The sequence below is a fragment of the Streptomyces sp. NPDC051822 genome (assembly GCF_044452745.1).
GTDB lineage: Bacteria > Actinomycetota > Actinomycetes > Streptomycetales > Streptomycetaceae > Streptomyces.
On record NZ_JBITBZ010000005.1, the window covers coordinates 140,575 to 163,559 of the forward strand.

Here is a 22,985-nt window from a genome sequence, read left to right on the forward strand (position 1 = left end):
GCATCAGGGCAGCACCCGAGTCCCGCATCCGCTGAGCCCGGCCCCGCTCCTCCCGACCGGCACGAGAAAACGACCCCTGACCGATCTACCTGGTCAGGGGCCGTTCAACTGCGGTGGGTGTGGGATTTGAACCCACGGTGACATCGCTGCCACGACGGTTTTCAAGACCGTTCCCTTAGGCCGCTCGGGCAACCCACCCCGCGCCGTCGGTGTGTCACGGGCGGCGCGGGGGACAGCCTAGCCGGTCGGGGTCAGTTGTCGCCGGTGCGTTCGCCGAGGGTGACCGTGGCCGTGGAGGTCTTGCCGTCGCGCTCGTAGGTGATCTTCACCGAGTCGCCCGGCTTGTGGGTCCAGATCTCGCTGATCAGGGTCGGACCGCTGTCGATCTGGCGGTCGTCGAAGGCCGTGATCACATCGCCGGCCTTCAGGCCCGCCTTCGCCGCCGGGCCGTCGGGCGTGACCGAGGGGGTGCCGCCCGAGCCCTGGGAGGCGATCGTGGCACCCTCGCCCCGCTCGTTCATGTTCACCGTCGCGCCGATCACCGGGTAGACCGGCTTGCCCGTCTTGATCAGCTGCTGGGCGACGTTCTTCGCCTGGTTCACCGGGATCGCGAAGCCCAGGCCGATCGAGCCCGCCTGGGACTGGCCGAAACCGCTCCCCGTGGACTGGATGGCCGAGTTGATGCCGATCACCGCGCCGCTCGCGTCGAGCAGCGGACCGCCGGAGTTGCCCGGGTTGATCGACGCGTCCGTCTGCAGCGCGCTCATGTACGAGTTGCTGCCGCCGGAGCCGTCGCCCGAGGCCACCGGACGGTTCTTGGCGCTGATGATGCCCGTCGTCACCGTGTTCGACAGGCCGAAGGGCGCCCCGATCGCGATGGTCGAGTCGCCGACCGCCACTTTGTCGGAGTCGCCGAGCGGCAGCGGCTTCAGCCCCTTCGGCGCGTTCGTGAGCTTCAGTACCGCCACGTCGTAGCCCTCGGCCCGGCCGACGACCTCCGCGTCGTACGCCTTGCCGTCCGGGAACGTCACGGAGAGCGCGCCGCCGTCCGCCGCCGACGCCACCACGTGGTTGTTGGTGACGATGTGGCCTTCCTGGTCGTACACGAAGCCCGTGCCCGTACCGCCCTCGCCGCCGCCCTCGCTCTGCGGGCCGCCGGACTTCGCCTGGATCGTGACCACGCTGGGCAGCGCCTGCGCCGCGACCGCGGCGACCGTCCCCGGGTCGCGCTTGAAGGCCGCCGGGGCCTCGCCCGAGGACACCGTCGTCGAGCTGACGCCGTCGTCACCGCGCTGGGCCGCCCAGTAGCCGACGCCACCGCCGATGCCGCCCGCGACGAGCGCCGCAACCAGCACCGCCGCCACGAGGCCGCCGGTCCGCTTCCGCGGTGCCGTGGGGGCGGGCGGCGCGGGCGGGACCGGGGCGCCCCAGGCCGGGACGGCCGGCGGAGGCGGCGGCCATCCGCCCGCGGCGCCCGCGGGGGCGGCGGGCGGGGCGGGGGCAGGGGCATGGACCACCGTCGGGGCGTCGGCCGGAGCCGCGGGGTGGGCCGGGGGCTGCACCGGAGTGGGAGCCGTCGCCGCTTCCGGGGCCGGGGCGGGCTCCTGGATGGGCGGCGTCGTCGGCGTCTGCTCCGGCGTCGCCGTCGAGGGAGGTGTCGGAGGGGCGGACGGGGCGGACGGGTCCGCCGGAACCGCCGTGCCCTCGTTCTCGGTGCTCACAGCTCGCTCTCCTCGTTGACTGCGCGGGGTGGTGGTACCTACGGGGCACCTGCTGAGTCCAGGGTGCTGCACCAGCTTTTCCCACAGGGCGTCAGGCCGCTGTAAGGCGGAGCTGTGCGTTTGCACCCCCACCTTTATATACGGACAGAACGGACACCTTCCGGTGTGCCCGCCGCACCCCGCCAATGGCACCATGACGCCGTGACTCACGCACGGCAGCAATCGAACCGCGTCCCGCTCCAGGTCGTCGCCCACCGTGGAGCCTCGGAGGACGCACCGGAACACACCCTGGCCGCCTACATGAAGGCCATCGAGGACGGCGCCGACGCCCTGGAGTGCGACGTCCGGCTCACCGCCGACGGCCATCTCGTCTGCGTCCACGACCGACGCGTCGACCGCACGTCGAACGGCCGCGGCGCCGTCTCCGCCCTTGAGCTCGCCGACCTCACCGCCCTCGACTTCGGCACCTGGAAGGGCCGCGACGACTCCGGCGAGGTCCCCGACTGGCGAGACCCCGGGTACACCTCCGTCCTCACCCTGGAACGCCTCCTGGAGCTGGTGTCCGACGCCGGGCGCCGGGTCGAGCTGGCCATCGAGACGAAGCACCCCACCCGCTGGGCGGGTCAGGTGGAGGAGCGGCTCCTCCACCTCCTCAAGCGCTTCAACCTGCACGCGCCCGCGTACTCCGCGGAATCCCCCGTGCGCGTCATGAGCTTCTCGGCCCGCTCCCTGCAGAGGATCGCCGTGGCCGCGCCGACGCTCCCCACCGTCTCCCTCGCCCAGTTCGTCTCTCCGCGGCTGCGCGACGGACGCCTCCCCGCGGGCGCGCGTATCGCCGGCCCCTCGATCCGGATCGTCCGGCACCACCCCGCCGTGATCCTGCGGCTCCAGAAGGCCGGACACCACGTCCACGTCTGGACGGTGGACGACCCCGAGGACGTCGAGCTCTGCGAGCGCCTCGGCGTGGAAGCGATCATCACGAACCGTCCCAAGCAGGTGCTCTCCCAGCTCGGCCGCAGCTGACGCCTTCCCACCCCCTGGGTCCCTCCTTTCCCATACGGCACAAGGGTTTATGGGGCTCGCAGGGCGTGCACCGGCGCGTTCCGTACGTACGCGATCGTCACGAGTGCCTCATCCCACGCGGATTGGCCGGTTTCCGGTCCAGTCCATTGGGGCATCCAAACGGTGGCGTGGGGCAAAGGAGGTCTCGGGGGTGGCGTTTGTGGTGGCACAAGAGGTGCCCACGTCGTCGAGCATGGCCGTACCCCACGGTCCTGCGGGCGTGGGTGCGGCGAGACACCGGATGCGGGACGAGCTGTACCGCAGCGGAGTGGCCGATTCGGTCGTCGACGACGCGGTGCTGATCCTTTCCGAGCTGCTCAGCAATGCCTGCCGGTACGGCAGGCCGCTGGGGCGGGCGGATCGGGGCGACGGGGATGTACGGGCGGCCTGGCGGGTGGACCCGGCGGGCGGCCTGCGGGTCGAGGTGACGGACGGCGGTGGTCCGACACGACCGGTTCCGTCGACGCCCTCGGTCACCGCACGGGGAGGCCGCGGGCTGAACATCATCAGCGCGCTGGCTCAGGACTGGGGTGTACGGGACAGCGCGACGGGCGAGGTCACGGTCTGGGTGGTGGTCACCGAGGGACACCGCCGCGAGGACTTCGCGACCCGGGTCGGCGGCGGCTCCCGCTTCGACGTCCTGGACGCGTACAACGATCTGGACTGAGGCGACTCGGCGGCGGCGCCTCTGCGGCGTCCGCCGTCGCCACCCATGGCAGCCGGTCTGGTCCATGACAGGGGATGGCGCGGCCCGCCTGAGGGGTGTCGGTGCCCGGGGCGGCTAGGCTCGCGCCGGAACAAGCACCGCACCGCCGCGATCGGGAGAAAGCCACACCATGGCCAAGAAGCGCCCCCAGACGAAGGCCGGCACGTCCGGCCAGGCACAGGTCACGAGCGGGGAGATCCCGGTCGTCGGCGCCCGCGAGCCGTGCCCGTGCGGTTCGGGCCGCCGTTACAAGGCGTGTCACGGCCGAGCCGCCTCGCACGCCGTGACCGAGCTCGTCCAGCGCCCCTTCGAGGGCCTGCCCGGCGAGTGCGACTGGGTCGCACTGCGTGAGCTCGTACCCGCCGCCACCGCGCCGCTCACCCTCAAGGGCGGGCTCCCGGAGGGCGTGCCGTCCGTGAACCTCGCGACCGTGCTGCCGATGGCGTGGCCGGCGCTGCGCCGCGACGACGGCTCCGTCCTGCTCGCCCTGCAGAACGACTCCACCTCCGGCGACCTCGCCCGCGACCTCGCCGACACCCTCCAGCGCGCCCTGGAGGCCGAGCCGGGCACCCCGATCCCCGCCCGCCGCGTCCCGGCCGAGGGCCCGCGCCTCCAGGACCTGCTCGACGCGGACGCCCCGTTCGCCCCCGAGGTCCACACGGGCTTCGAGTTCTGGATCCCGCAGTCCGCCGACGGCGCCGACCCGGAGGTCGCCGCCTCGCTCGAGCGGGCCAACGCGGCCGCGATCCCGACCGTGAAGCTCACGAGCGTGGACTCCGCGTACTGGTGCGAGACCCCGGACAAGAACCACCTCCGCTGGGTCATGCCGTACCCGGAGGAGAAGCTCCTCGACGCGCTCGCCCGCCTCCAGGCGGCCGGCGGCACCTCCCTCGGCGCGGACACCCGGCTCGTCGGTTCGTTCCGGGCCCACGGCCTGATGGTGCCGGTCTGGGACCTGCCGACCTCGATGACGGCCGAGCAGTGCGAGAAGCCGGCCGCCGAGTTCGCCGAGCGGCTTGCCGGGGCGCTCGCCTCGGACGCCCCGCTCACCGCGGAGGAGCGGCGTGCGCGCGGCGGCCTCACGAACCGTCAGGTGACTCTCAGCTGATACCCCAGGTGGTATCGGTGACTGACAGACCGACCAGTCGGTGACTTCCGCCACAAGGCGGTCTTCGGACGGGTAAATCCCTGTCCGAATAACCGAGATCGAATTTGCGAACAGCAGATCTCTTGTTACCGTTCTGGAAGCCCGGTCGCTGGTGCATCCCCCGTCGCCAGCGATCGGGCCTTTCCATGTCCGCTTCCGGGAGCCCCGGGGCGTAGACGCTCAACTTCCTTCCGGGTCTGCCGTGTTGCTGCCTGCCCGCAGCAGCAGCGGAGTGCTGTCGCCCTCGCCCGTACCCGCGAATTCCGCCACCGCCGTATACATCCCGGCCGCGCCCCGACCGCGCTCCCTGGGCGTTTCACAGGTTCCCGGTTCGTCCTGCGCCGTGACAGGGCAGCGCACCTGTACGGTCCGCCCGCCGGGTGCCATGAGGGTCAGAAACGCGTCGAGTTCCTGGCCGGTGGCGTTCCTGTAGTACGTACGCGCCCAGTTGTCGGGTCCCTCGGCCAGCACGCAGGTCTGCGCCTCGACCCCCTCGGGGGAGGCGAGTTCCGGCCCACAGCGCGTGACCCGCTCCGGAGACACCCGGGCGGGGGCCGCCGGGGCGGCGGGGGCGGATGCGGGAGGGGATGCGGGAGCGGTGTGGGCGGGAGACGCCGGCGTACGGGTGCCGAGGCCGAGGCCCGACCACAGGTCCCCCGGCTTCGCGTCGCCGCCGGCCCCGTCCGCCGCCCCGGCCGGTCGTACGGGATCGCCCGTGGGCCCCGCCATCGCGACGAGTGGAAGCAGGACGGCGACCGTGACGGCGGCCCCGAGTCCGACCACGCGAAGGTTCACCGGACCCATGTGCCCCACCTGTTCCTGCTCGGCTGGAGATCTCGAACGGTGGGGTGAACATATCGGCGGGCGGCGGGCGCCCGGTCGGGCGCGCGCCCGTTTCCCGGAGAAGTGGGGCCGGGACACACCCGTTCGGGTGAACGGCCCGGGGAGACCGGGGCCTCGGGGACGGGGAAGCGCCCCGCCCCGCACCCCTCAGTACGCCTCAGTACGCCTCAGTACGCGAGTCGGCTTCCGCCGCCCGGGGTGCTCGTGCTCGCCTCCACCAGGGCGTCGACCACCGCCTCCACGTCCGGCAGCCACGGCCGGGCCGAGCCCGCGAGCGGCGCCCGTTCCCATCGCACCTGTCCGGTACCGGCGACCGAGGGCGGCAGCAACAGATAGCCGCCCTCTCCATGGAACCGTAGCGAGCTCGGCACGCTGTCCTTCGCGTACAGCAGCTCACCGAGCCGTTCGAGGCCGTAGGGGGCGACGAGGATCGACCACCGCGTCGGGGTCGCCACCACCGGACCGAGCCGCATGCCCATCGCGTCGAGCGCCGCGAGCGCCCGCGCGCCCGCCACCGCGGGCAGGCTGACCGCGCAGGGCGCGGTGCCGCCCGTGGCCAGCACCACCGGGGCGTCCGGGCGCCGCGTCCACCACCAGCGGATCATCCGCTCGTCCGTGGTGGCCGCGAGCAGGCCCGGGTCGTAGGGGTGGGCGCCGGGCACCACGCACTCGGGGTCGGGGCAGCAGCAGACCGCCCCCGTACGGGTCGTCGCCCTCAGGGCCGCTCCCGGCAGGACGGGCCAGTTCCACTCGACGGCGAAGGTGACCGCCGCGTCGAGTCGGGCGGTCCTCGCCTTGCGCCGGAACCGGAGCCTGCGTCGCCTTCCGAGGATCTCGCGCATGAGCGCTCGTTCCTTTCCGTGAACGCCGAATCCACATCACACCATGTACAGGACACTTCACCGTGCGTATCAGCGCGTACCGGGTCGGCGGGACGGCGGCCCCCGTCGCGGAGCGGGGCCGGCCGGGCCGTCACCAGATGGAGCCACGTGGAACCGGATTGAGCCGGATGGAGCCGGATGGATCCGGGCGGAGCGAGATCAGGACCGGAAGTCAGGGCCGCGAGGCCAGGACCAGGAGGTCAGGACCGGGATGGAGCCGGGTCGGTACCACGTGGAGCCAGGTCAGAACGAGGTGGAGCCGGGTCAGAACCAGGGCGGGTCAGAACACGTTCCCCGCCACTCGGTGACGGGCTGCGGCCTGCGGCTTGAAGGACGCCGGGGTTTCGCTTCACGTTCCGGGGCAGCTCCAACTGCCCCTGCCTGTCATCGATTACGTACCCAGCACGCTCGGAATGACGCGCTTTCAAACGACGCCAGTCGACCGCAAATGGTGCACACCGGGGACAATTTTCGGCCAACTTGCCGCGTACTTCAACCCTTGCGTCTCACCTCATGAACAACCCCACGGACACCACAAGTCCCATGGGGACAATGCTGGACATCGCTCCTCTTGTGCGTGTACATGTGGATGCATCGAGCGGCGCAGAATGACATGGGGGTTTGCGATGCTATGGCGTCAAACGCACCGGTCGGAAAGCCGACTGACATGAGCGCCCCACACATGCCGAAAGTGGCTGGAATCGATTCCACGGTTCCCGGGCCCCCGCACACTACGGCGCCCCGCCCCGGGGTACCCGCGGCGGCGCCCCCCTCCGACACCGTCCCCCCACCGGGGGCACTGATCCAGGACAGACTCGCCACCTGGGTCTCCGACCTCACCACCCTCCACGAACTCACCGAACGCCTCATCAGGACCGCCTCCCTCGACGAGGCCCTCCGCGAGGTGCTCGGCGCCGGCTCCGCCCTCGTCGGCGCCCGCCGCGGCATGGCCGTGCTCGAACCGGCCGACGGACTCGGCCCGGCCGCCACCATCGGCCTCGGCCTCGCCCACTCCGACCTCGGCACCATCGAGACCGTCCCGCGCGGCACCAGCAGCTACGGCCGCCTCCTCGACGGCCTCCCCGATCCGGGCCACCCCGAGCGCGTCCCCGATCCGATCGCCATCCGCGACGTACGCACCGAGGAAGGCCTCGACCCGCGCCACCGCGAGGTCGCCGCCCGCCTCGGCTACGCCGCCAGCTACGCCCTGCCCCTCGCCACCGAGGAGGCCGGCCGGCTCGGCGCGGCCGTCTGGCTCTACGACGAGCCCGCCGAACCCAACGACCGCCAGCGCCACCTCATCGGGCTCTACGGCCGCTTCGCCACCGAGCACCTCGCCCGCCTCCTCCAGGTCGAGCGCGCCCGCGTCCAGGTCTCCACCATCGCCGAGGAGCTGCTCCCGAGCCGGCTCCCCCGCGTCCCCGGCGTACAGCTCGCCGCCCGCCACCGCACCAACCCCCGGGGCGGCGGCGACTGGTACGACGCGCTGCCGCTGCCCGAGGGCGCGCTCGGGCTCGCCGTCGGCTCCGTCTCCGGCACCGGCCCCAGCGCGCTCGCCGCCATGGGCAGGCTGCGCGCCTCTCTCCGGGCGTACGCGGTGATGGAGGGCGAGGACCCCGTCGCCGTCCTCTCCGACCTGGAACTCCTCCTCCGGCTCACCGAGCCCGCCCGCTCGGCGACCGCGCTCTTCGCCTACGCCGAACCCGCGCAGCGCCGGATCGTCCTCGCCGGGGCGGGGCACGCCCCGCCGCTGATCATCGGCGAGCACCGCACCGAGTTCGTCGAGACCTCGCTCTCGGCGCCGCTCGGGATGCTCTCCTGCTGGGAGGCTCCGAGCGTGGAGCTGTCCCCGGCACCTGGAGAAACGGTGCTTCTCTACACCGACGGGCTGCTGCGCCGTACCGGCGACGCCACGGACCGCGCCTTCGCCCGCCTCCACGCGGCGGCCGCGAGCGTGCCGAAGGCCGACCGGGGCGACCCGGGCGCCGTCGCCGACCACGTCCTGCGGACCCTGCTGCCCGAGGGCCTCGACACCGCCGTGGACGAGGAGGACGTGGTCCTCCTGGCCGCACGTTTCGAGTGAACCCCACTAAGCGGAGCGTGACATTCCGGTAATGGGTCTTCCGGCCCTGGGCCCCCTTCCGTACGACCGTACGATGGTGGGGGTTCAGTGTCGTACCAAGAGGAGGCAGACCCGTGGCCGAGGAGCTCACGCCGGAGACCCCGGAAGAGACGACCGAAGAGCAGGCGATCAAGCAGCGGAAGAACGGCCTGTACCCGGGCGTGTCCGACGAGCTGGCCGAGAACATGAAGTCCGGCTGGGCCGACACGGAGCTGCACGGCCTCGAGCCGATCGCCCAGGCCGACAAGACCGCCGCGCGCCGCGCCGCGCTCTCCGCCCGCTTCCCGGGCGAGCGCCTGGTGATCCCCGCCGGCAACCTGAAGACCCGGTCGAACGACACCGAGTACGCCTTCCGCGCCTCCACCGAGTACGCCTACCTCACCGGAGACCAGACCCAGGACGGCGTCCTGGTCCTGGAGCCCACGGCCGACGGCCACGAGGCGACGATCTACCTGCTGCCGCGCTCCGACCGCGAGAACGGCGAGTTCTGGCTCGACGGCCAGGGCGAGCTGTGGGTCGGCCGCCGCCACTCCCTCACCGAGGCCGAGCAGCTCCTCGGCGTCCCCGCGAAGGACGTCCGCGAGCTGGCCGGGGCGCTGCGCGAGGCCACCGGCCCGGTGCGCAACGTCCGCGGCCACGACGCCGGCATCGAGGCCGCGCTGACCGACAAGGTCACCGCCGAGCGCGACGAGGAACTCCGCGTCTACCTCTCCGAGGCCCGTCTCATCAAGGACGCCTTCGAGATCTCGGAGCTGGAGAAGGCCTGCGCCTCCACCGCCCGCGGCTTCGAGGACGTCGTCAAGGTCCTCGACAAGGCCGAGGCCACCAGCGAGCGCTACATCGAGGGCACGTTCTTCCTGCGCGCCCGCGTCGAGGGCAACGACATCGGCTACGGCTCCATCTGCGCCGCGGGACCGCACGCCACCACCCTGCACTGGGTGCGCAACGACGGCGACGTGCGCTCCGGCGACCTGCTGCTGCTCGACGCCGGCGTGGAGACCAACGAGCTCTACACCGCCGACATCACCCGCACCCTGCCGATCAACGGCCGGTACACCGAGCTCCAGCGCAAGATCTACGACGCCGTGTACGAGGCGCAGGAGGCCGGCATCGCCGCGGTGAAGCCCGGCGCCGCCTACCGCGACTTCCACGACGCTGCCCAGCGCGTCCTCGCCGAGAAGCTCGTCGAGTGGGGCCTCGTCGAGGGCCCGGTCGAGCGCGTCCTGGAGCTGGGCCTCCAGCGCCGCTGGACCCTGCACGGCACCGGCCACATGCTCGGCATGGACGTCCACGACTGCGCCGCCGCGCGCACCGAGGCCTATGTCGACACGACCCTCGCGCCGGGCATGTGCCTGACCGTCGAGCCGGGTCTGTACTTCCAGGCCGACGATCTGACCGTGCCGGAGGAGTACCGCGGCATCGGCGTCCGGATCGAGGACGACATCCTCGTCACCGAGGACGGCAACCGGAACCTCTCGGACGCGCTGCCGCGCCGCTCCGACGAGGTCGAGGCGTGGATGGCCGCGCTGAAGGGCTGATCTCCGCGTACGTTGGAACCGAAGGGCCCTCGCCGACCGACCGGCGGGGGCCCTTCCCCCTTCGCTTCCTCTTCCTTCGCTTTCGCTTTCCCCTTCGCCACCCGCCGGGCTCACGCCATGAGCAGGGAAGGGGTGTCCTTCCACTTCAGGATCTTGTCGAAGCTGACCACGGCGCCGCCCCGGCCCGAGCGGTTGCCGAAGTGCACGTGGTCCGCCAGCTCCTCGATCAGCCGCAGCCCCCGGCCGTTCTCGGCGTCCGCCGAAGCCGTCGGCACCTCGGCGCCGGGAAAGCCCGGCCCCGAATCCGCCACCTCGATCCGGCAGGTCTCACCGTCCAGGTACGCCGTCACCCGGTACGCCCCCGTCGGCGCGCCCTGGGGCCGGCCGCGCCCGCCGCCGCCGTGCTCGACGGCGTTCGCACAGGCCTCGGTCAGCGCGACCGACAGGTCGTAGGACACGTCCGGGTCGACGCCCGCCGTCTCCATCGTGCCCAGCAGCAGCCGCCGGGCGAGCGGCACGCTCGCGGCCTCGCGCCGCAGATGGAGTGACCACCAGATGCTCATACTCCAGCCTCCCGGCAGCGGCTCGACATACCGATACCTATTGCCGGACAGAACGCTTCGTAAGCGCCCGGAGGCGACAAGAGCGCTCGTTCGGCGGATGCACCGGGTCCGGGGGAGGTGTATGTCGGGCCGAACGCCGGTGCATGTCGGCCCGAAGGCGGCCAAGAGCGACCTTATGGACCTGCCTCATGCCGGTGGGGTCCCTGGTGCGATGATGGGCCCGCCATGACTGCCCCCGCGCTCGCTCCACGGCTGCTGAGGGCCGCGGTGTTCACCGCGGTCTGCGTCGTGCTGGCCGCGCTCGGGCACGCCATCGCCGCCTGCGCGGGCATCGCCCTGTGGACCCTGCTCGCCGGGTTCCTCGGCGTCTTCGGCATCACCCTCCTCCTCACCGGACGGGACCGCTCCCTCGGCTTCGTCGTCGGCGCCCTCGCCGGTGGACAGCTCGGCCTGCATGTCCTCTTCGGCCTGGGCCAACGGTCACTCGCCCTGAGCGCCCAGGCCGACGACGCCCTCGTCCGGATGGCGGCCCGGCTGGTGTGCGGAGCCGGGACCGGTTCCCTCAGCTCGGCCGACGCCGCCCGGATCGTCCGCGACGCCGGTCTCGACCCGGCCGCCGCGGGGACGGCCGCCGCCCAGGCCCACGCGGGACACACGGCCGCCTCGGCGACCGCGCCCGCCGGTGAGCTGCTGCCCGGGCTGCCCATGCTCCTCGGCCACCTGCTCGCCGCGCTCGCCACGGGCTGGCTGCTGCGGCGCGGCGACCGCGCTCTGAGCCGCCTCGTCGAACTCTCCGGGCAGGGCGCCACGGAGTTCGCCGAGTGCACCCTCGTCCGCTCCCTGCGGGCCGCGTTCCGTCTCGTACGGGCGCTGCTCGGCGGGCTGTCGACGGCGCAGCACACGGGGCCGGTGCGAACGGTCCTCACGGCCTCCGACGCGTCATCTCCGCCGGTGGCCGAAGCTCTCAAGAACACGGTGATCAGGCGCGGCCCGCCCGCCGCCGACTGCGTCCTCGCAGCCTGACCAGGCTGACGCAGTCCTCCGCGCCCGCCCGAGTCCGCCGCAGCCATCGCGCGCGGTCCGCTCGACGGGAACAGGGGCCGCGCTCGTCCGCACGTCCGCACGTCTCGGAGTTCTCCCTCCGTCGGCGTGCCGGAACCCACCGTCCTTCTCCGAGCTGGAGTGTCTTCTGCCATGACCGTATTCCGTGTCTCCGCTTCCCGTGCCTCGGCTTCCCGTGTCGCCCTCGCCGGTGGCATCGCCCTCTCCTCCGTCGTGCTGCTGTCCGGCACGGCCTTCGCGCACGTGAGCGTGCAGCCGCAGGGTGAGGCCGCCAAGGGCGGCTACGCGACCGTCAACATCAAGGTCCCGAACGAACGCGACAACGCCTCCACCGTGAAGGTCGAGGTCAACTTCCCGCTCGACCACCCGCTCGCCTCCGTCATGCCCCAGCCCGTTCCCGGCTGGAAGGCCGAGGTGACGAGGAGCAAGCTCAGCAAGCCGCTGGAGCTGCACGGCAAGACGATCAACGAGGCCGTCTCCAAGGTCACCTGGACCGCCGACGGTTCGAAGATCGGCCCCGGCCAGTTCCAGCAGTTCCCGCTCTCCCTCGGCCAGCTGCCCGAGGACACCGACCAGCTGGTCCTGAAGGCGATCCAGACGTACGACAACAAGGAGGTCGTGCGCTGGATCGAGGAGCAGAAGGAGGGTGCGGAGGAGCCGCAGAACCCCGCCCCCGTCCTGAAGCTCTCCGCCGCCTCCGCCGACCACCACGGCGGCGCCGCCGCTCCGGACGCGGCCGCCTCGGCCGCCCCGACCGCGTCCGCGTCCGCCTCCGCGGACGAGAAGGCCGGTCACGAGGACAAGACGGCCTCGCACAAGGAGACCGCCGCCGACTCCTCCGACACCACGGCCCGGATCCTCGGCGTCATCGGCATCCTCGTCGGTGTCGCCGGCGTCGCCTTCGGCGTCCTGGCCGGTCGTCGCCGCGCGTTCTGACGGCCGCACCCACCCGAGAAACCCGAAAGAAGCACCATGTCTGCAGAGAAGACGCCCGGGGCGGACACGGCCCGTCCCGGGCGGCGCACCCCGCTGATCGTCGCCGCGGTCGCGATCATCGCCGCCCTCGGTATCACCGCCGCCGTCAGCCTCGGCAGCGACGACGACAAGCCCTCCGGCACCGGCTCCAGCGCGGTCGCGGAGGTCTCAGGGGGCACCGACCCCACCAAGGCCGCCACCGTCCTCGACCGGCCCTTCACCAAGCCCGCGCTCGTCCTCACCGACACCAAGGGCGAGAAGTACGACCTGCGCGAGCGGACCAAGGGCAAGCCGACGCTCATCTACTTCGGCTACACCCACTGCCCCGACGTCTGCCCCATGACGATGAGCAACATCGCCATCGCCAAGAAGCAGCTCCCCAAGGCCGACCAGGACAAGCTCCAGGTCGTCTTCGTCACCACCGACCCCGAGCGGGACACCTCCGCCGAGCTCGCCAAGTGGCTGCCCGCCGCCGGTGACCCCTCCTTCACCGGTCTCACCGGCGACTTCTCCGCCATCCAGGCCGGGGCCCGGCAGATCGGCATCGGCATCGACCCGCCGAAGAAGGGGAAGGGCGGCTCCGTCATCTCCATGCACGGAGCACAGGTGATCGCCTTCTCGCCCACGACCGACCAGGGCTACGTCCTGTACGGCGAGGACGCGACCGTCGACGACTACGCCAAGGACCTGCCGAAGCTCATCAAGGGGGAGAACCCGTGAACCGCCGCACCACCGCCCTGTCCGCCACCGTGGCGCTCGCCGCCGCTCTCGCGCTGACCGGGTGTTCGTCCTCGTCGGGTGGCGACAAGCCCGAGCTCAAGGTCAGCGGCGCGTTCATGCCCCAGCCGGTGATGGACATGGCCGGTGGCTTCCTCACCATCACCAACAGCAGCGGCACGGCGGACAAGCTCACCTCGGTCAGCAGCCCGATCTCGGACGACGTCACGATCCACGAGACGAAGAACCAGAAGATGCAGGAGGTGGAGTCCTTCGACATCCCTGCCAACGGTGCGCTCTCCCTCGAACGGGGCGGCAACCACATCATGTTCATGGAGCTGAAGGAGAAGCCGAAGCAGGGCGAGAAGGTCAGCATCGAGCTCCACTTCGAGAAGTCCGACCCCATCAAGGTCGACCTTCCCGTCGAAGCCGCCAACCACAACCCGCGGCAGCACTGAGCGCACTGACTGCGTTGACGGAATGCAGACAGAACTGACGGAGTGACCCAGAGATGACAACCACCGCCCCGCGCCTCGGTACCGCCGTGGCCCGGCTGCTGATCCTCGCGGCCGCGCTGCTCGGCACGCTGCTCGCCGGTGCCGCCCCCGCGTCCGCGCACGCGGCGCTGACCGGAAGCGATCCGAAGGACGGGGCGGTGGTCGCCACCGCGCCCAAGGAGGTCAACCTCACCTTCTCCGAACAGGTCGCCATGAGCGCCGACTCCATCCGGGTCCTCGACCCGGCGGGCCGCCGGGCCGACACCGGCGAGATACGCGACCTGTGCAGCGGCTCCGTCGTCCGGTACGGGGTGGGGCTCCGCGCCGGTCTGCCCGACGGCACGTACACCGTCGCCTGGCAGACCGTCTCTGCCGACAGCCACCCCATCTCCGGCGCCTTCACCTTCTCCATCGGCGCCCCCTCCACGACCTCCGTCGCGCTGCCCGACCGGACGGCGGGCGGCGGCCTGGTCGGCGCGCTCTACGGCATCTCGCGCTACCTCTCGTACGCCGGGTTCGCCGTCCTCGTCGGCGGCGGCGCCTTCGTCCTGGCCTGCTGGCCGCGCGGGGCGAGCGTCCGGCCCGTCCAGCAGACGGTCGTCCGGGGCTGGCTGACCCTCACCGGCGCCACCCTCGCCATGCTGCTGCTCCGCAACCCGTACACCGGCTCCGGCGAGCTCTCCGACGCCTTCGACCTGGCCGGCCTGAAGGCCGTCCTGGAGACCAAGACCGGAGCCGCGCTCACCTCCCGGCTGCTGCTGCTCGGCGCGGCCGCGCTCTTCGTGGCCGTCCTCTTCGGCGCCTACGCCCGGCGCACCGACCCGAAGGAGAAGAAGGACCTCACTTTCGGACTCGCCATCGGCGGCAGCGTCGTCGCGGCCGGTATCGCCGGGACCTGGGCGCTGGCCGAGCACGCCTCGACCGGTCTCCAGCCGGGCATCGCCATGCCGGTCGACATCCTGCACCTCCTCGCCGTCGCCGCCTGGCTCGGCGGTCTCACGGTGCTGCTCGTGTCCCTCTACCGGGCGCCGTCCGTCGAACGCTCGGCGGTCGAGCGCTTCTCCAAGGTGGCCTTCGGCGCGGTGGCCGTCCTCGCGGCCACCGGGCTCTACCAGTCCTGGCGCCAGGTCGGTTCCTGGTCGGCGCTGACCGGTACGCGCTACGGGCAACTGCTGCTCGTCAAGATCGGCCTGATGTGCGTCCTCCTCGGCCTCGCGTGGATCTCGCGCCGCTGGATCCAGCGCCTCGCCGACCCGACGCCGTCCGAAGCGTCCGAAGCGTCCGAAGAAGCCGAGGAGGCCCAGGAGGCACAGGAGGCACAGGAGGCTGACGACGCTGACGACGAGGCGGCCTCGGGGGCCGAAGCCGTCGACCCCCGACGGGCCGCTCAACTCGCCCGGCAGCGCGCCGCCGTCGCCACCGCGCGCCGCAAGCGGGAGCGGGACGCCGACCCCGAGCGGGCCGGTCTGCGCCGCTCCGTGCTGACCGAGGCGGCCGTCGCCGTCGTGCTCCTCGCCGTGACCACCGTCCTCACCTCGACCGAGCCCGGCCGCACCGAGGAGGAAGCCGCGCAGGGCACCGCCGCCTCCGGTCCCGCCGCCGTACCCGACCGGCCCGTCGACATCCGGATGCCCTTCGACACCGGCGGCGTCGACGGCAAGGGCGTCGTCCGGCTCAGCCTCGACCCCGGCCGCACCGGCGCCAACGCGCTCCACCTCTTCGTCGAGCGCCCCAACGGCAAGCCCCTGGACGTTCCCGAGATCAAGGTCGCCTTCACCCTGGAGGCGAAGAACGTCGGCCCGCTCCCCGTGGTCCCCGACCGGATCCAGACCGGCCACTGGACCGCCGGCGGCGTCCAGATCCCGATGTCGGGCGAGTGGCGGATCCAGGTGACCGTCCGTACCTCCGAGATCGACCAGACCACCATCGACAAGAACGTGAAGATCGGCTGACCCGTGACCGAGAACGACAACCTTGAGATCTCCCGACGCCGCCTGCTCGGCACCGTCGGCGCCGCGGGCGCGGCCGGGCTCGTCATCGGCGCGGCCGGTGGCGTCGGAGTCGCCTCGGCCGTGTCGGGGGAGGACACCGCCGCCGGGACCGGCGCGGGCGGCGCCCCGGCACTGACCACGGTCGGTGCGACCGAGGTGATGTTTCACGGGAAACATCAGGCCGGCATCACCGAACCCCTCCAGTCGCGCGGCCATCTGATCGCCTTCGACCTCACGCCGGGCGCCGGCCGCAAGGAGGCCGTCGCTCTGCTGCGCCGCTGGTCGGCGACGGCGAAGGCCGCGATGTCGGGCAAGGCTCCGACCGGCGACACCGGTATCGCGCTCGACGCGGGTCCCTCGTCCCTCACGGTCACGTTCGGGTTCGGCCGTACGTTCTTCGACCGCACCGGCCTCACGGCGCGCCGCCCGACCAAGCTCGACCCGCTGCCCGCGTTCTCCGCCGATGCCCTGGATCCCCGGCGCTCGGACGGCGACCTGTGGGTGCAGATCGGTGCCGACGACGCCCTCGTCGCCTTCCACGCGCTGCGCGCGCTGCAGAAGGACGCGGGCGACGCCGCCCGGGTGCGCTGGCAGATGAACGGCTTCAACCGCTCGGCCGGCGCCACCGCGAAGCCCATGACCGCCCGCAACCTCATGGGCCAGGTCGACGGCACCGGCAACCCGAAGGTGACCGATCCCGACTTCGACCGGCGGATCTTCGTACCGGCCGGTGCCACCGGCGCGGAAGAGTGGATGGCCGGCGGCTCGTACGCGGTGGTGCGCCGGATCCGGATGCTGCTGGACGACTGGGAGAAGCTGCCGCTCGACCGGCAGGAGAAGGTGATCGGGCGCCGGAAGTCCGACGGGGCTCCGCTCACCGGCGGCACGGAGACCACCGAGTTGGACCTGAACAAGTTCGGTCCCGACGGGGAGCTGGTCATCCCGGACAACGCGCACTCCCGGATCTCCGCCCCCGAACAGAACGGCGGGGCGGCGATGCTGCGCAGGCCGTTCTCCTTCCATGACGGCATCGGCCCCGACGGGACGCCGGACGCCGGCCTTCTCTTCGTCTGCTGGCAGGCGGATCCGCTCAGGGGCTTCGTCCCCGTGCAGCGCAAGCTCGACCGGGGCGACGCGCTGTCCGCGTTCATCCGTCACGAGTCGAGTGGCCTCTTCGCCGTCCCGGGCGGCCCCGCCGAGGGCGAGTACGTGGGGCAGCGGCTTCTGGAGTCGTGACCCCTCGGAGGGGCGGCCCGCGACCCCGGCGCCCATTAGGGTGACGGTATGTCCGCCACCCGGTACACGTATCTCGGCCCCGAGGGCACCTTCACCGAGGCCGCGCTGCGTACGCTGCCTGAGGCCGCGACGAGGGAACTCGTCCCCATGGTCTCGGTCCCGGCCGCACTCGACGCCGTACGGAACGGGGAGGCCGCCGCCGCGCTCGTACCGATCGAGAACTCGGTCGAGGGCGGGGTGACCGCGACCCTGGACGAGCTGGCCTCCGGCGAGCCGCTGATGATCTACCGTGAGGTGCTGCTGCCGATCGCCTTCGCGCTGCTCGTGCGGCCGGGGACCAAGCTGTCGGACATCAAGACGGTGACGGGTCACCCGGTGGCCCAGCCGCAGGTCCGCAACTGGATGCGGGCGAACCTGCCCGAGGCCCTGTGGGAGTCGGCCGCGTCCAACGCGGACGGCGCCCGGCTGGTCCAGGAGGGCCGCTTCGACGCCGCCTTCGCGGGGGAGTTCGCGGCGGCCACGTACGGCCTCGAAGCATTGGTCACCGAGATCCACGACGCGGAGAACGCCGAGACACGGTTCGTGCTGGTGGGACGGCCCGCAAGGCCGGCGGCTCCGACCGGCGCGGACAAGACCTCGGTGGTGCTGTGGCTGGGTGACGATCATCCGGGTGCCCTCCTCGAACTGCTCCAGGAATTCGCGGTGCGCGGGGTGAACCTGATGCTGATCCAGTCCCGGCCCACGGGGGCGGGGATCGGGAACTACTGCTTCGCCGTGGACGCCGAGGGCCATATCTCGGACCGGCGGGTGGGCGAGGCGCTGATGGGGCTCAAGCGGATCTGCCCCCAGGTGCGCTTCCTCGGCTCGTATCCGAGGGCGGGCGTGGCGGTCGGGGACGTACGGGCGCTGCGGCGCGGCACCTCGGACGGGGAGTTCATGGCGGCCTCCGACTGGCTGGCGAGGGCCCAGGACGGTCGGGCCTGACCCGATGGTGACGGAACGCTCCCTTCGCCGGGAGCGTTCGTCCACAGGTGCGGACCGATAGTCCTACCTGCATTTTTTTCAGTTACCCACAGCAGTTATCCACAGGGGCTCCCCGCAGCCTGGGGACAAGTCGACAGCCCGCCCCGACAAGGTCGACAAATCGCCCTAGCCACTCCCCTGCCGCATCGCGCCTGTCCACAGCGTCTAGGGGCTTCACCGTCAGCTCACTCCGCTCGACCAACTCTTTGGAGCGAGCAATTCCCACCCAAATGAGTGCCTCAATGACGTTTGATCACGGAATTCCCAGGCGCGGAGCGGGTAATCCACGCGATCTTCCCCGTAGTCCACAGATCTTCCGCACAGCCTGTGGATAACTGAATGCGCGGGCCTGGATCACACCAATTCACCGGGTGCCAATTCGGGCAAAACAACACGCGTGACGTTATCCGGTGGGGGCGGGCGAACGCGCACCGGTAGCCTGGTGGGGTGATTGACCTTCGCCTGCTCCGTGAGGACCCCGACCGTGTTCGCGCCTCCCAGCGCGCCCGTGGAGAGGACGTCGCGCTCGTCGACGCCCTGCTCTCCGCCGATGAACGGCGCAGGTCGTCCGGCGTCCGCTTCGACGAGCTCCGATCCGAGCAGAAGGCGCTCGGCAAGCTGATCCCCAGGGCCACCCCCGAGGAGCGCGCCGAGCTTCTCCAGAAGGCCGAGCAGCTCAAGACCGACGTCAAGGCCGCCGAGGCCGAGCAGAACGAGGCCGACGAGACGGCCAAGCAGCTCCTTCTCCAGCTCGGCAACATCGTCCACACGGACGTGCCCGTCGGCGGCGAGGAGGACTTCGTCGTCCTGGAGACGCACGGCACCATCCGCGACTTCGCGGCCGAGGGCTTCGAGCCCAAGGACCACCTGGAACTCGGCGAGGCGCTCGGCGCCATCGACGTGGAGCGGGGCGCCAAGGTCTCCGGCTCGCGCTTCTACTACCTGACCGGCGTCGGCGCGCTCCTGGAGCTCGCCCTGGTCAACGCGGCGATCGCCCAGGCCACCGAGGCCGGCTTCATCCCCATGCTGACCCCGGCGCTGGTCCGTCCCCGCGCCATGGAGGGCACCGGCTTCCTCGGCCAGGCCGCGGAGAACGTGTACCACCTGGAGAAGGACGACTACTACCTCGTCGGCACGTCCGAGGTGCCCCTCGCGGCGTACCACATGGACGAGATCATCGACGCCGACAAGCTGCCGCTGCGGTACGCGGGCTTCTCGCCGTGCTTCCGCCGCGAGGCCGGCACGTACGGCAAGGACACCCGGGGCATCTTCCGCGTCCACCAGTTCGACAAGGTCGAGATGTTCTCGTACGTCGCGCCGGACGACGCCGAGGCCGAGCACAAGCGGCTCCTGGAATGGGAGAAGCAGTGGCTGACCGGTCTGGAGCTGCCGTTCCAGGTCATCGACGTCGCCACCGGTGACCTCGGCGCCTCCGCCTCCCGCAAGTTCGACTGCGAGGCGTGGATCCCGACCCAGGGCAAGTACCGCGAGCTGACCTCGGCCTCGAACTGCAACAGCTTCCAGGCCCGCCGCCTCTCCGTCCGGATGCGCGACGAGCAGGGCGGCAAGAAGACCGTGCAGCCGCTGGCCACCCTGAACGGCACGCTCTGCGCCGTACCGCGCACGATCGTGGCCATCCTGGAGAACCACCAGCTGGCCGACGGCTCGGTGCGGGTGCCGGAGATGCTGCGGCCCTACCTCGGCGGCCGTGAGGTCCTGGAGCCGATCGCCAAGTGAGCTCCTTCCCCTATCGCCTCGTCGCGACGGACCTCGACGGCACGCTGCTGCGGTCCGACGAGTCCATCTCGGGCCGTACGCGTGACGCGCTCGCCGCCGTGACGGCGGCGGGTGCCGCGCACATCGTCGTCACCGGCCGGGCGGTGCCCTGGACCCGGCACATCCTGGACGACCTCGGCTACGAGGGGATCGCGGTGTGCGGGCAGGGTGCGCAGGTCTACCACGCGGGGGAGCACCGGCTGCTCACCTCGCTGACGCTTGACCGGCAGCTCGCGGGGCTCGCGCTCTCCAAGATCGAGGCGGAGGTCGGCCCGCTGGCGCTGGCCGCGAGCCGCGACGGCCTGGACGGCGAGGTCCTGATGGGTCCCGGCTACCAGGCCCATGAAGGGCCCCTGCCCTACGTGCCGTACGAGGACCCGGCGGAGCTGTGGGCGGCGCCGCTGACCAAGCTCTACCTCCAGCACCCGACGCTGACGGACGACGAGCTGACGCTGGCCGCCCGCCAGACGGTCGGCGGTCTCGTGGACGTCGTGATGGCCGGCCCCGGCATCGTGGAGATCCTTCCGCTCGGGCTGAGCAAGGCGACCGGTCTGTCGCTCGCGGCGCGCCGGCTGGGTGTGAAGGCCGCGGAGACGATCGCCTTCGGCGACATGCCGAACGACATCCCGATGTTCGGCTGGGCGGCCCACGGCGTGGCCATGGGCAACGCGCACGAGGAGCTGAGGGCGGTCGCGGACGAGGTGACCGCCTCGAACGAGGACGACGGCATCGCGCTCGTCCTGGAGCGCCTGCTGGCCGCCTGAACCGGCCTTCTGCTCCTGAATCCGCCTCCTGGCAAGCGTACGAAGGCCCGCTCCCTCCGGAGCGGGCCTTCGCCGTGCACGGCCTCGCGCGGACGTACGTCCTGCGCGCTCGAAGCGGCCGCTGACGGGAGATCCCCCGTTTCCCCCGTACAACTAGTGTGCGCCGCGCCGCCGTTCGTGAGCGACTGGTTTTCCGCGGGTCAGCGGATAGCAGGTGAGACCGGTCGCCAGGGAGATCGCGTGCCCGAGGTCGGTGTACGTGCGGTCACAGAGGAGCGGTACGACGAAGAAGGCCACCACGCCCACGAGGTAGATCAGGCGCCAGGGGCGGGCCAGCCGGTAGGTGAGGATGCCCGCCGAGGCGGCGAGGCCGTAGCTGACCCCGATGTCGACGACGTGCGCCATGCTGCGCGGCACGTCGTGCTCGCGGATGGCCAGGAGGACGACCTGCTGGCTGATGAGGGTCGCCGCGATGTGCGCGGTGGCGACGGTGAAGAGCCAGGTCGGGGTGCCGAGCCAGCGTTCGACCGGGGCGTGGATCAGCTCGAAGAGCGCCGCGTACAGCAGGAGGTCGGCCGGGTTCTCGATCCAGAACGCGCTGCCGAGCAGGGCACGCAGCGGGTGGTGCGACAGCTGGTGGAGATTGCTGCTGTTGCGGTGGAGGAGATAGGTGTCGAGGCCGTCGGGGGACAGCGCGATGACGAGACTGGTGATCGCGATGATCGCCAGCCAGAGATGAGTACCGGGTGACGAACGCACCCACGACCTGATCGGTCGGGACGGTTCGCCACCCGGGGAGGTCTCAGGAGGCACGGGACCGTGCCTATCACCTGAAGCCGGGAGAACCTCAGAAATTGATCATGTGTCCGGCGATGCCGTGGATCGCTTCCTTCACGGCCTCGCCCAGCGTCGGGTGCGCGTGGACGTTCCGCGCGACCTCGTGGACGGTGAGGTCCCACTGCTGGGCCAGGGTCAGCTCGGGCAGCAGCTCGGTGACGTCGGGGCCGATCAGGTGGGCGCCGATGATCTCGCCGTGCGTCCCGTCCGCGATGATCTTGACGAAGCCGGTGGCGTCACCGAGACCGTGCGCCTTGCCGTTCGCCACGAAGGGGAACTTGGCGACCTTGACGTCGAAGCCCTTCTCGCGGGCCTGCGCCTCGGTCCAGCCGAAGCTGGCGATCTGCGGCTGGCAGTAGGTGGCGCGCGGGATCATCGGGTAGTCGAGCTCCATGGTCTCGGCGTCCCCGATGGTCTCGGCGGCGATGACGCCCATGGCCTCGGCGGTGTGCGCGAGCATCAGCTTCGCCGTGACGTCACCGATGGCGTAGATGTGCGGCACGGAGGTGCGGCAGCGTCCGTCGACGTCGATCGCGCCACGCTCGGTCAGGGCGACGCCGGTCGCCTCGAGGCCGTAGCCGGTGACGTTCGGCGCGAAGCCGATGGCCTGGAGGACCTTGTCGGCCTCCAGCACCTTCTGGGCGCCGTCCTTGCCGGTGACGGTGACGCGGACCTGCGGCCCGGACTCGTCGATGGTCTCGACGCGGGTGGAGGTCAGGACGTCGATCCCGAGCTTGCGGTACTGCTTCGCCAGCTCCTTGGAGACCTCCTCGTCCTCCAGCGGGGCGATCCGGTCGAGGAACTCGACGATCGTGACCTTGGTGCCGTAGTTGTTGAGGACGTACGCGAACTCGATGCCGATGGCGCCGGCGCCTGCGATGACGATCGACTTCGGGGCGTCCTCGGCGAGGATCTGCTCCTCGTACGACACGACGCGCTCGCTGCGGGCGGTGCCCGGCAGCAGTCGCGGGGTGGCGCCGGTGGCGATGATGCAGTTGTCGAAGCTGATCGTCTCCGAGGTGCCGTCGGCCTTGGCCACCTGGAGGGTGTTCGCGTCGAGGAACGTGCCCCGGCCGGTGAACTCGGTGATCCCGTTCTTCTTCATCAGGAAGTGGACGCCCTTGACGCGGCCGTCCGCGACCGAGCGGCTGCGGCGGTAGGCGTCGCCGTAGTCGAAGGTGACGGTGCCGTCGACCTTGATGCCGAAGGTCTTCGCCTCGTGGTTGAAGATGTGGGCGAGTTCGGCGTTGCGCAGCAGCGCCTTGGTGGGGATGCAGCCGACGTTCAGGCAGACACCGCCCCAGTACTTCTCCTCGACGACCGCGACCCGCTTGCCCAGCTGGGCGGCGCGGATGGCGGCGACGTAGCCGCCGGGGCCAGCTCCGAGTACGACGACGTCGAAGCGGTCTGACATGACTGACTCCCGAGGGTGATGAGGGTGTTCGGTCCGCGTACGGCCCCACAGTAGTCCGGTGTCTGTCGGGGGCCGAGGCGGCTCGGGATCGGGCGGTCCGGGGGGAAGGG

At 71.4% G+C, this 22,985-nt stretch carries 20 protein-coding genes and 1 tRNA gene; 14 read left to right on the forward strand and 7 right to left on the reverse strand.

Annotated features, from left to right (window positions below):
* Positions 1–111 precede the first annotated feature (111 nt).
* Positions 112–198, reverse strand: a tRNA-Ser gene (locus ACIA8N_RS18060).
* A 53-nt stretch (positions 199–251) separates the two neighbouring features.
* Complete coding sequence (locus ACIA8N_RS18065; RefSeq protein WP_365776544.1) at positions 252–1,721, reverse strand: trypsin-like peptidase domain-containing protein; 1,470 nt, start codon at positions 1,719–1,721, stop codon at positions 252–254.
* 201 nt (positions 1,722–1,922) lie between these two features.
* On the opposite strand from ACIA8N_RS18065, the gene ACIA8N_RS18070 reads away from it, so the two are divergent.
* From ACIA8N_RS18070 to ACIA8N_RS18080, 3 genes are all read left to right on the forward strand, one after another.
* Positions 1,923–2,744, forward strand: coding sequence for a glycerophosphodiester phosphodiesterase (locus ACIA8N_RS18070; RefSeq protein WP_365776546.1), 822 nt, complete (start codon positions 1,923–1,925; stop codon positions 2,742–2,744).
* A 103-nt stretch (positions 2,745–2,847) separates the two neighbouring features.
* Positions 2,848–3,450 (forward strand): ATP-binding protein, encoded by a 603-nt coding sequence (locus ACIA8N_RS18075; RefSeq protein WP_365776548.1) that lies wholly within the window; start codon positions 2,848–2,850, stop codon positions 3,448–3,450.
* A gap of 169 nt (positions 3,451–3,619) precedes the next feature.
* Complete coding sequence (locus tag ACIA8N_RS18080) at positions 3,620–4,597, forward strand: DUF5926 family protein (protein ID WP_365776549.1); 978 nt, start codon at positions 3,620–3,622, stop codon at positions 4,595–4,597.
* A 219-nt stretch (positions 4,598–4,816) separates the two neighbouring features.
* Here the strand turns inward: ACIA8N_RS18080 and ACIA8N_RS18085 are convergent, their stop codons facing one another.
* Positions 4,817–5,440, reverse strand: coding sequence for a hypothetical protein (locus ACIA8N_RS18085; protein ID WP_365776551.1), 624 nt, complete (start codon positions 5,438–5,440; stop codon positions 4,817–4,819).
* Positions 5,441–5,646: 206 nt separating this feature from the next.
* The gene (locus ACIA8N_RS18090; RefSeq protein ID WP_365776553.1) at positions 5,647–6,321 is read right to left on the reverse strand and encodes a bifunctional DNA primase/polymerase; all 675 of its coding nucleotides are present in this window, start codon (positions 6,319–6,321) and stop codon (positions 5,647–5,649) included.
* A 670-nt stretch (positions 6,322–6,991) separates the two neighbouring features.
* Between ACIA8N_RS18090 and ACIA8N_RS18095 the strand changes: the two genes are divergently transcribed.
* Together ACIA8N_RS18095 and ACIA8N_RS18100 are read left to right on the forward strand one after the other, a co-directional pair.
* Positions 6,992–8,443 (forward strand): PP2C family protein-serine/threonine phosphatase, encoded by a 1,452-nt coding sequence (locus tag ACIA8N_RS18095; RefSeq protein WP_399416645.1) that lies wholly within the window; start codon positions 6,992–6,994, stop codon positions 8,441–8,443.
* A 113-nt stretch (positions 8,444–8,556) separates the two neighbouring features.
* Positions 8,557–10,020: an aminopeptidase P family protein gene (locus ACIA8N_RS18100; protein ID WP_365776557.1), complete on the forward strand. Its 1,464-nt coding sequence runs from the start codon at positions 8,557–8,559 to the stop codon at positions 10,018–10,020.
* 110 nt (positions 10,021–10,130) lie between these two features.
* Here ACIA8N_RS18100 and ACIA8N_RS18105 read toward each other — a convergent pair whose 3' ends face one another.
* On the reverse strand, positions 10,131–10,583 hold the full coding sequence (locus ACIA8N_RS18105) for an ATP-binding protein (protein ID WP_030549697.1): 453 nt from the start codon (positions 10,581–10,583) through the stop codon (positions 10,131–10,133).
* Positions 10,584–10,808: 225 nt separating this feature from the next.
* Between ACIA8N_RS18105 and ACIA8N_RS18110 the strand changes: the two genes are divergently transcribed.
* The 9 genes from ACIA8N_RS18110 (at position 10,809) to ACIA8N_RS18150 (ending at position 20,624) form a co-directional block, all read left to right on the forward strand.
* Entirely contained in the window at positions 10,809–11,606 is a 798-nt protein-coding gene (locus ACIA8N_RS18110; RefSeq protein WP_365776559.1) for a hypothetical protein, read from the forward strand.
* Positions 11,607–11,777: 171 nt separating this feature from the next.
* Positions 11,778–12,581, forward strand: coding sequence for a YcnI family protein (locus ACIA8N_RS18115; RefSeq protein ID WP_365776561.1), 804 nt, complete (start codon positions 11,778–11,780; stop codon positions 12,579–12,581).
* A gap of 36 nt (positions 12,582–12,617) precedes the next feature.
* Complete coding sequence (locus ACIA8N_RS18120) at positions 12,618–13,340, forward strand: SCO family protein (RefSeq protein WP_365776563.1); 723 nt, start codon at positions 12,618–12,620, stop codon at positions 13,338–13,340.
* On the forward strand, positions 13,337–13,795 hold the full coding sequence (locus tag ACIA8N_RS18125; RefSeq protein ID WP_365776565.1) for a copper chaperone PCu(A)C: 459 nt from the start codon (positions 13,337–13,339) through the stop codon (positions 13,793–13,795). The genes ACIA8N_RS18120 and ACIA8N_RS18125 overlap by 4 nt, the downstream gene beginning before the upstream one ends.
* A gap of 53 nt (positions 13,796–13,848) precedes the next feature.
* Positions 13,849–15,786, forward strand: a complete 1,938-nt coding sequence (locus ACIA8N_RS18130) for a copper resistance protein CopC (protein ID WP_365776567.1) — start codon at positions 13,849–13,851, stop codon at positions 15,784–15,786.
* Positions 15,787–15,789: 3 nt separating this feature from the next.
* On the forward strand, positions 15,790–17,061 hold the full coding sequence (efeB, locus tag ACIA8N_RS18135; RefSeq protein WP_365776569.1) for an iron uptake transporter deferrochelatase/peroxidase subunit: 1,272 nt from the start codon (positions 15,790–15,792) through the stop codon (positions 17,059–17,061).
* A 48-nt stretch (positions 17,062–17,109) separates the two neighbouring features.
* Positions 17,110–18,045, forward strand: coding sequence for a prephenate dehydratase (gene pheA, locus ACIA8N_RS18140; RefSeq protein WP_365776571.1), 936 nt, complete (start codon positions 17,110–17,112; stop codon positions 18,043–18,045).
* A gap of 486 nt (positions 18,046–18,531) precedes the next feature.
* Complete coding sequence (gene serS / locus ACIA8N_RS18145) at positions 18,532–19,821, forward strand: serine--tRNA ligase (RefSeq protein ID WP_030204835.1); 1,290 nt, start codon at positions 18,532–18,534, stop codon at positions 19,819–19,821.
* On the forward strand, positions 19,818–20,624 hold the full coding sequence (locus ACIA8N_RS18150; protein WP_365776573.1) for an HAD family hydrolase: 807 nt from the start codon (positions 19,818–19,820) through the stop codon (positions 20,622–20,624). The genes serS and ACIA8N_RS18150 overlap by 4 nt, the downstream gene beginning before the upstream one ends.
* Positions 20,625–20,777: 153 nt before the next feature.
* On the opposite strand, the gene ACIA8N_RS18155 is transcribed toward ACIA8N_RS18150, so the two are convergent.
* Together ACIA8N_RS18155 and lpdA are read right to left on the reverse strand one after the other, a co-directional pair.
* Positions 20,778–21,383 carry a rhomboid-like protein gene (locus tag ACIA8N_RS18155; protein WP_399416650.1) on the reverse strand — a complete coding sequence of 202 codons (606 nt, stop codon included), beginning with the start codon at positions 21,381–21,383 and terminating at the stop codon, positions 20,778–20,780.
* Between the two features lie 88 nt (positions 21,384–21,471).
* Positions 21,472–22,875 (reverse strand): dihydrolipoyl dehydrogenase, encoded by a 1,404-nt coding sequence (gene lpdA, locus ACIA8N_RS18160; RefSeq protein WP_365776577.1) that lies wholly within the window; start codon positions 22,873–22,875, stop codon positions 21,472–21,474.
* Positions 22,876–22,985: the final 110 nt, after the last annotated feature.

Coding starts and splice junctions, on each gene's coding strand:
- ACIA8N_RS18080 (WP_365776549.1), top strand. CDS start 3,620: ATGGCCAAGAAGCGCCCCCAGACGAAGGCCGGCACGTCCGGCCAGGCA.
- ACIA8N_RS18085 (WP_365776551.1), bottom strand. CDS start 5,440: ATGGGTCCGGTGAACCTTCGCGTGGTCGGACTCGGGGCCGCCGTCACG.
- ACIA8N_RS18090 (WP_365776553.1), bottom strand. CDS start 6,321: ATGCGCGAGATCCTCGGAAGGCGACGCAGGCTCCGGTTCCGGCGCAAG.
- ACIA8N_RS18095 (WP_399416645.1), top strand. CDS start 6,992: ATGGCGTCAAACGCACCGGTCGGAAAGCCGACTGACATGAGCGCCCCA.
- ACIA8N_RS18105 (WP_030549697.1), bottom strand. CDS start 10,583: ATGAGCATCTGGTGGTCACTCCATCTGCGGCGCGAGGCCGCGAGCGTG.
- ACIA8N_RS18110 (WP_365776559.1), top strand. CDS start 10,809: ATGACTGCCCCCGCGCTCGCTCCACGGCTGCTGAGGGCCGCGGTGTTC.
- ACIA8N_RS18115 (WP_365776561.1), top strand. CDS start 11,778: ATGACCGTATTCCGTGTCTCCGCTTCCCGTGCCTCGGCTTCCCGTGTC.
- ACIA8N_RS18120 (WP_365776563.1), top strand. CDS start 12,618: ATGTCTGCAGAGAAGACGCCCGGGGCGGACACGGCCCGTCCCGGGCGG.
- ACIA8N_RS18130 (WP_365776567.1), top strand. CDS start 13,849: ATGACAACCACCGCCCCGCGCCTCGGTACCGCCGTGGCCCGGCTGCTG.
- pheA (WP_365776571.1), top strand. CDS start 17,110: ATGTCCGCCACCCGGTACACGTATCTCGGCCCCGAGGGCACCTTCACC.
- lpdA (WP_365776577.1), bottom strand. CDS start 22,875: ATGTCAGACCGCTTCGACGTCGTCGTACTCGGAGCTGGCCCCGGCGGC.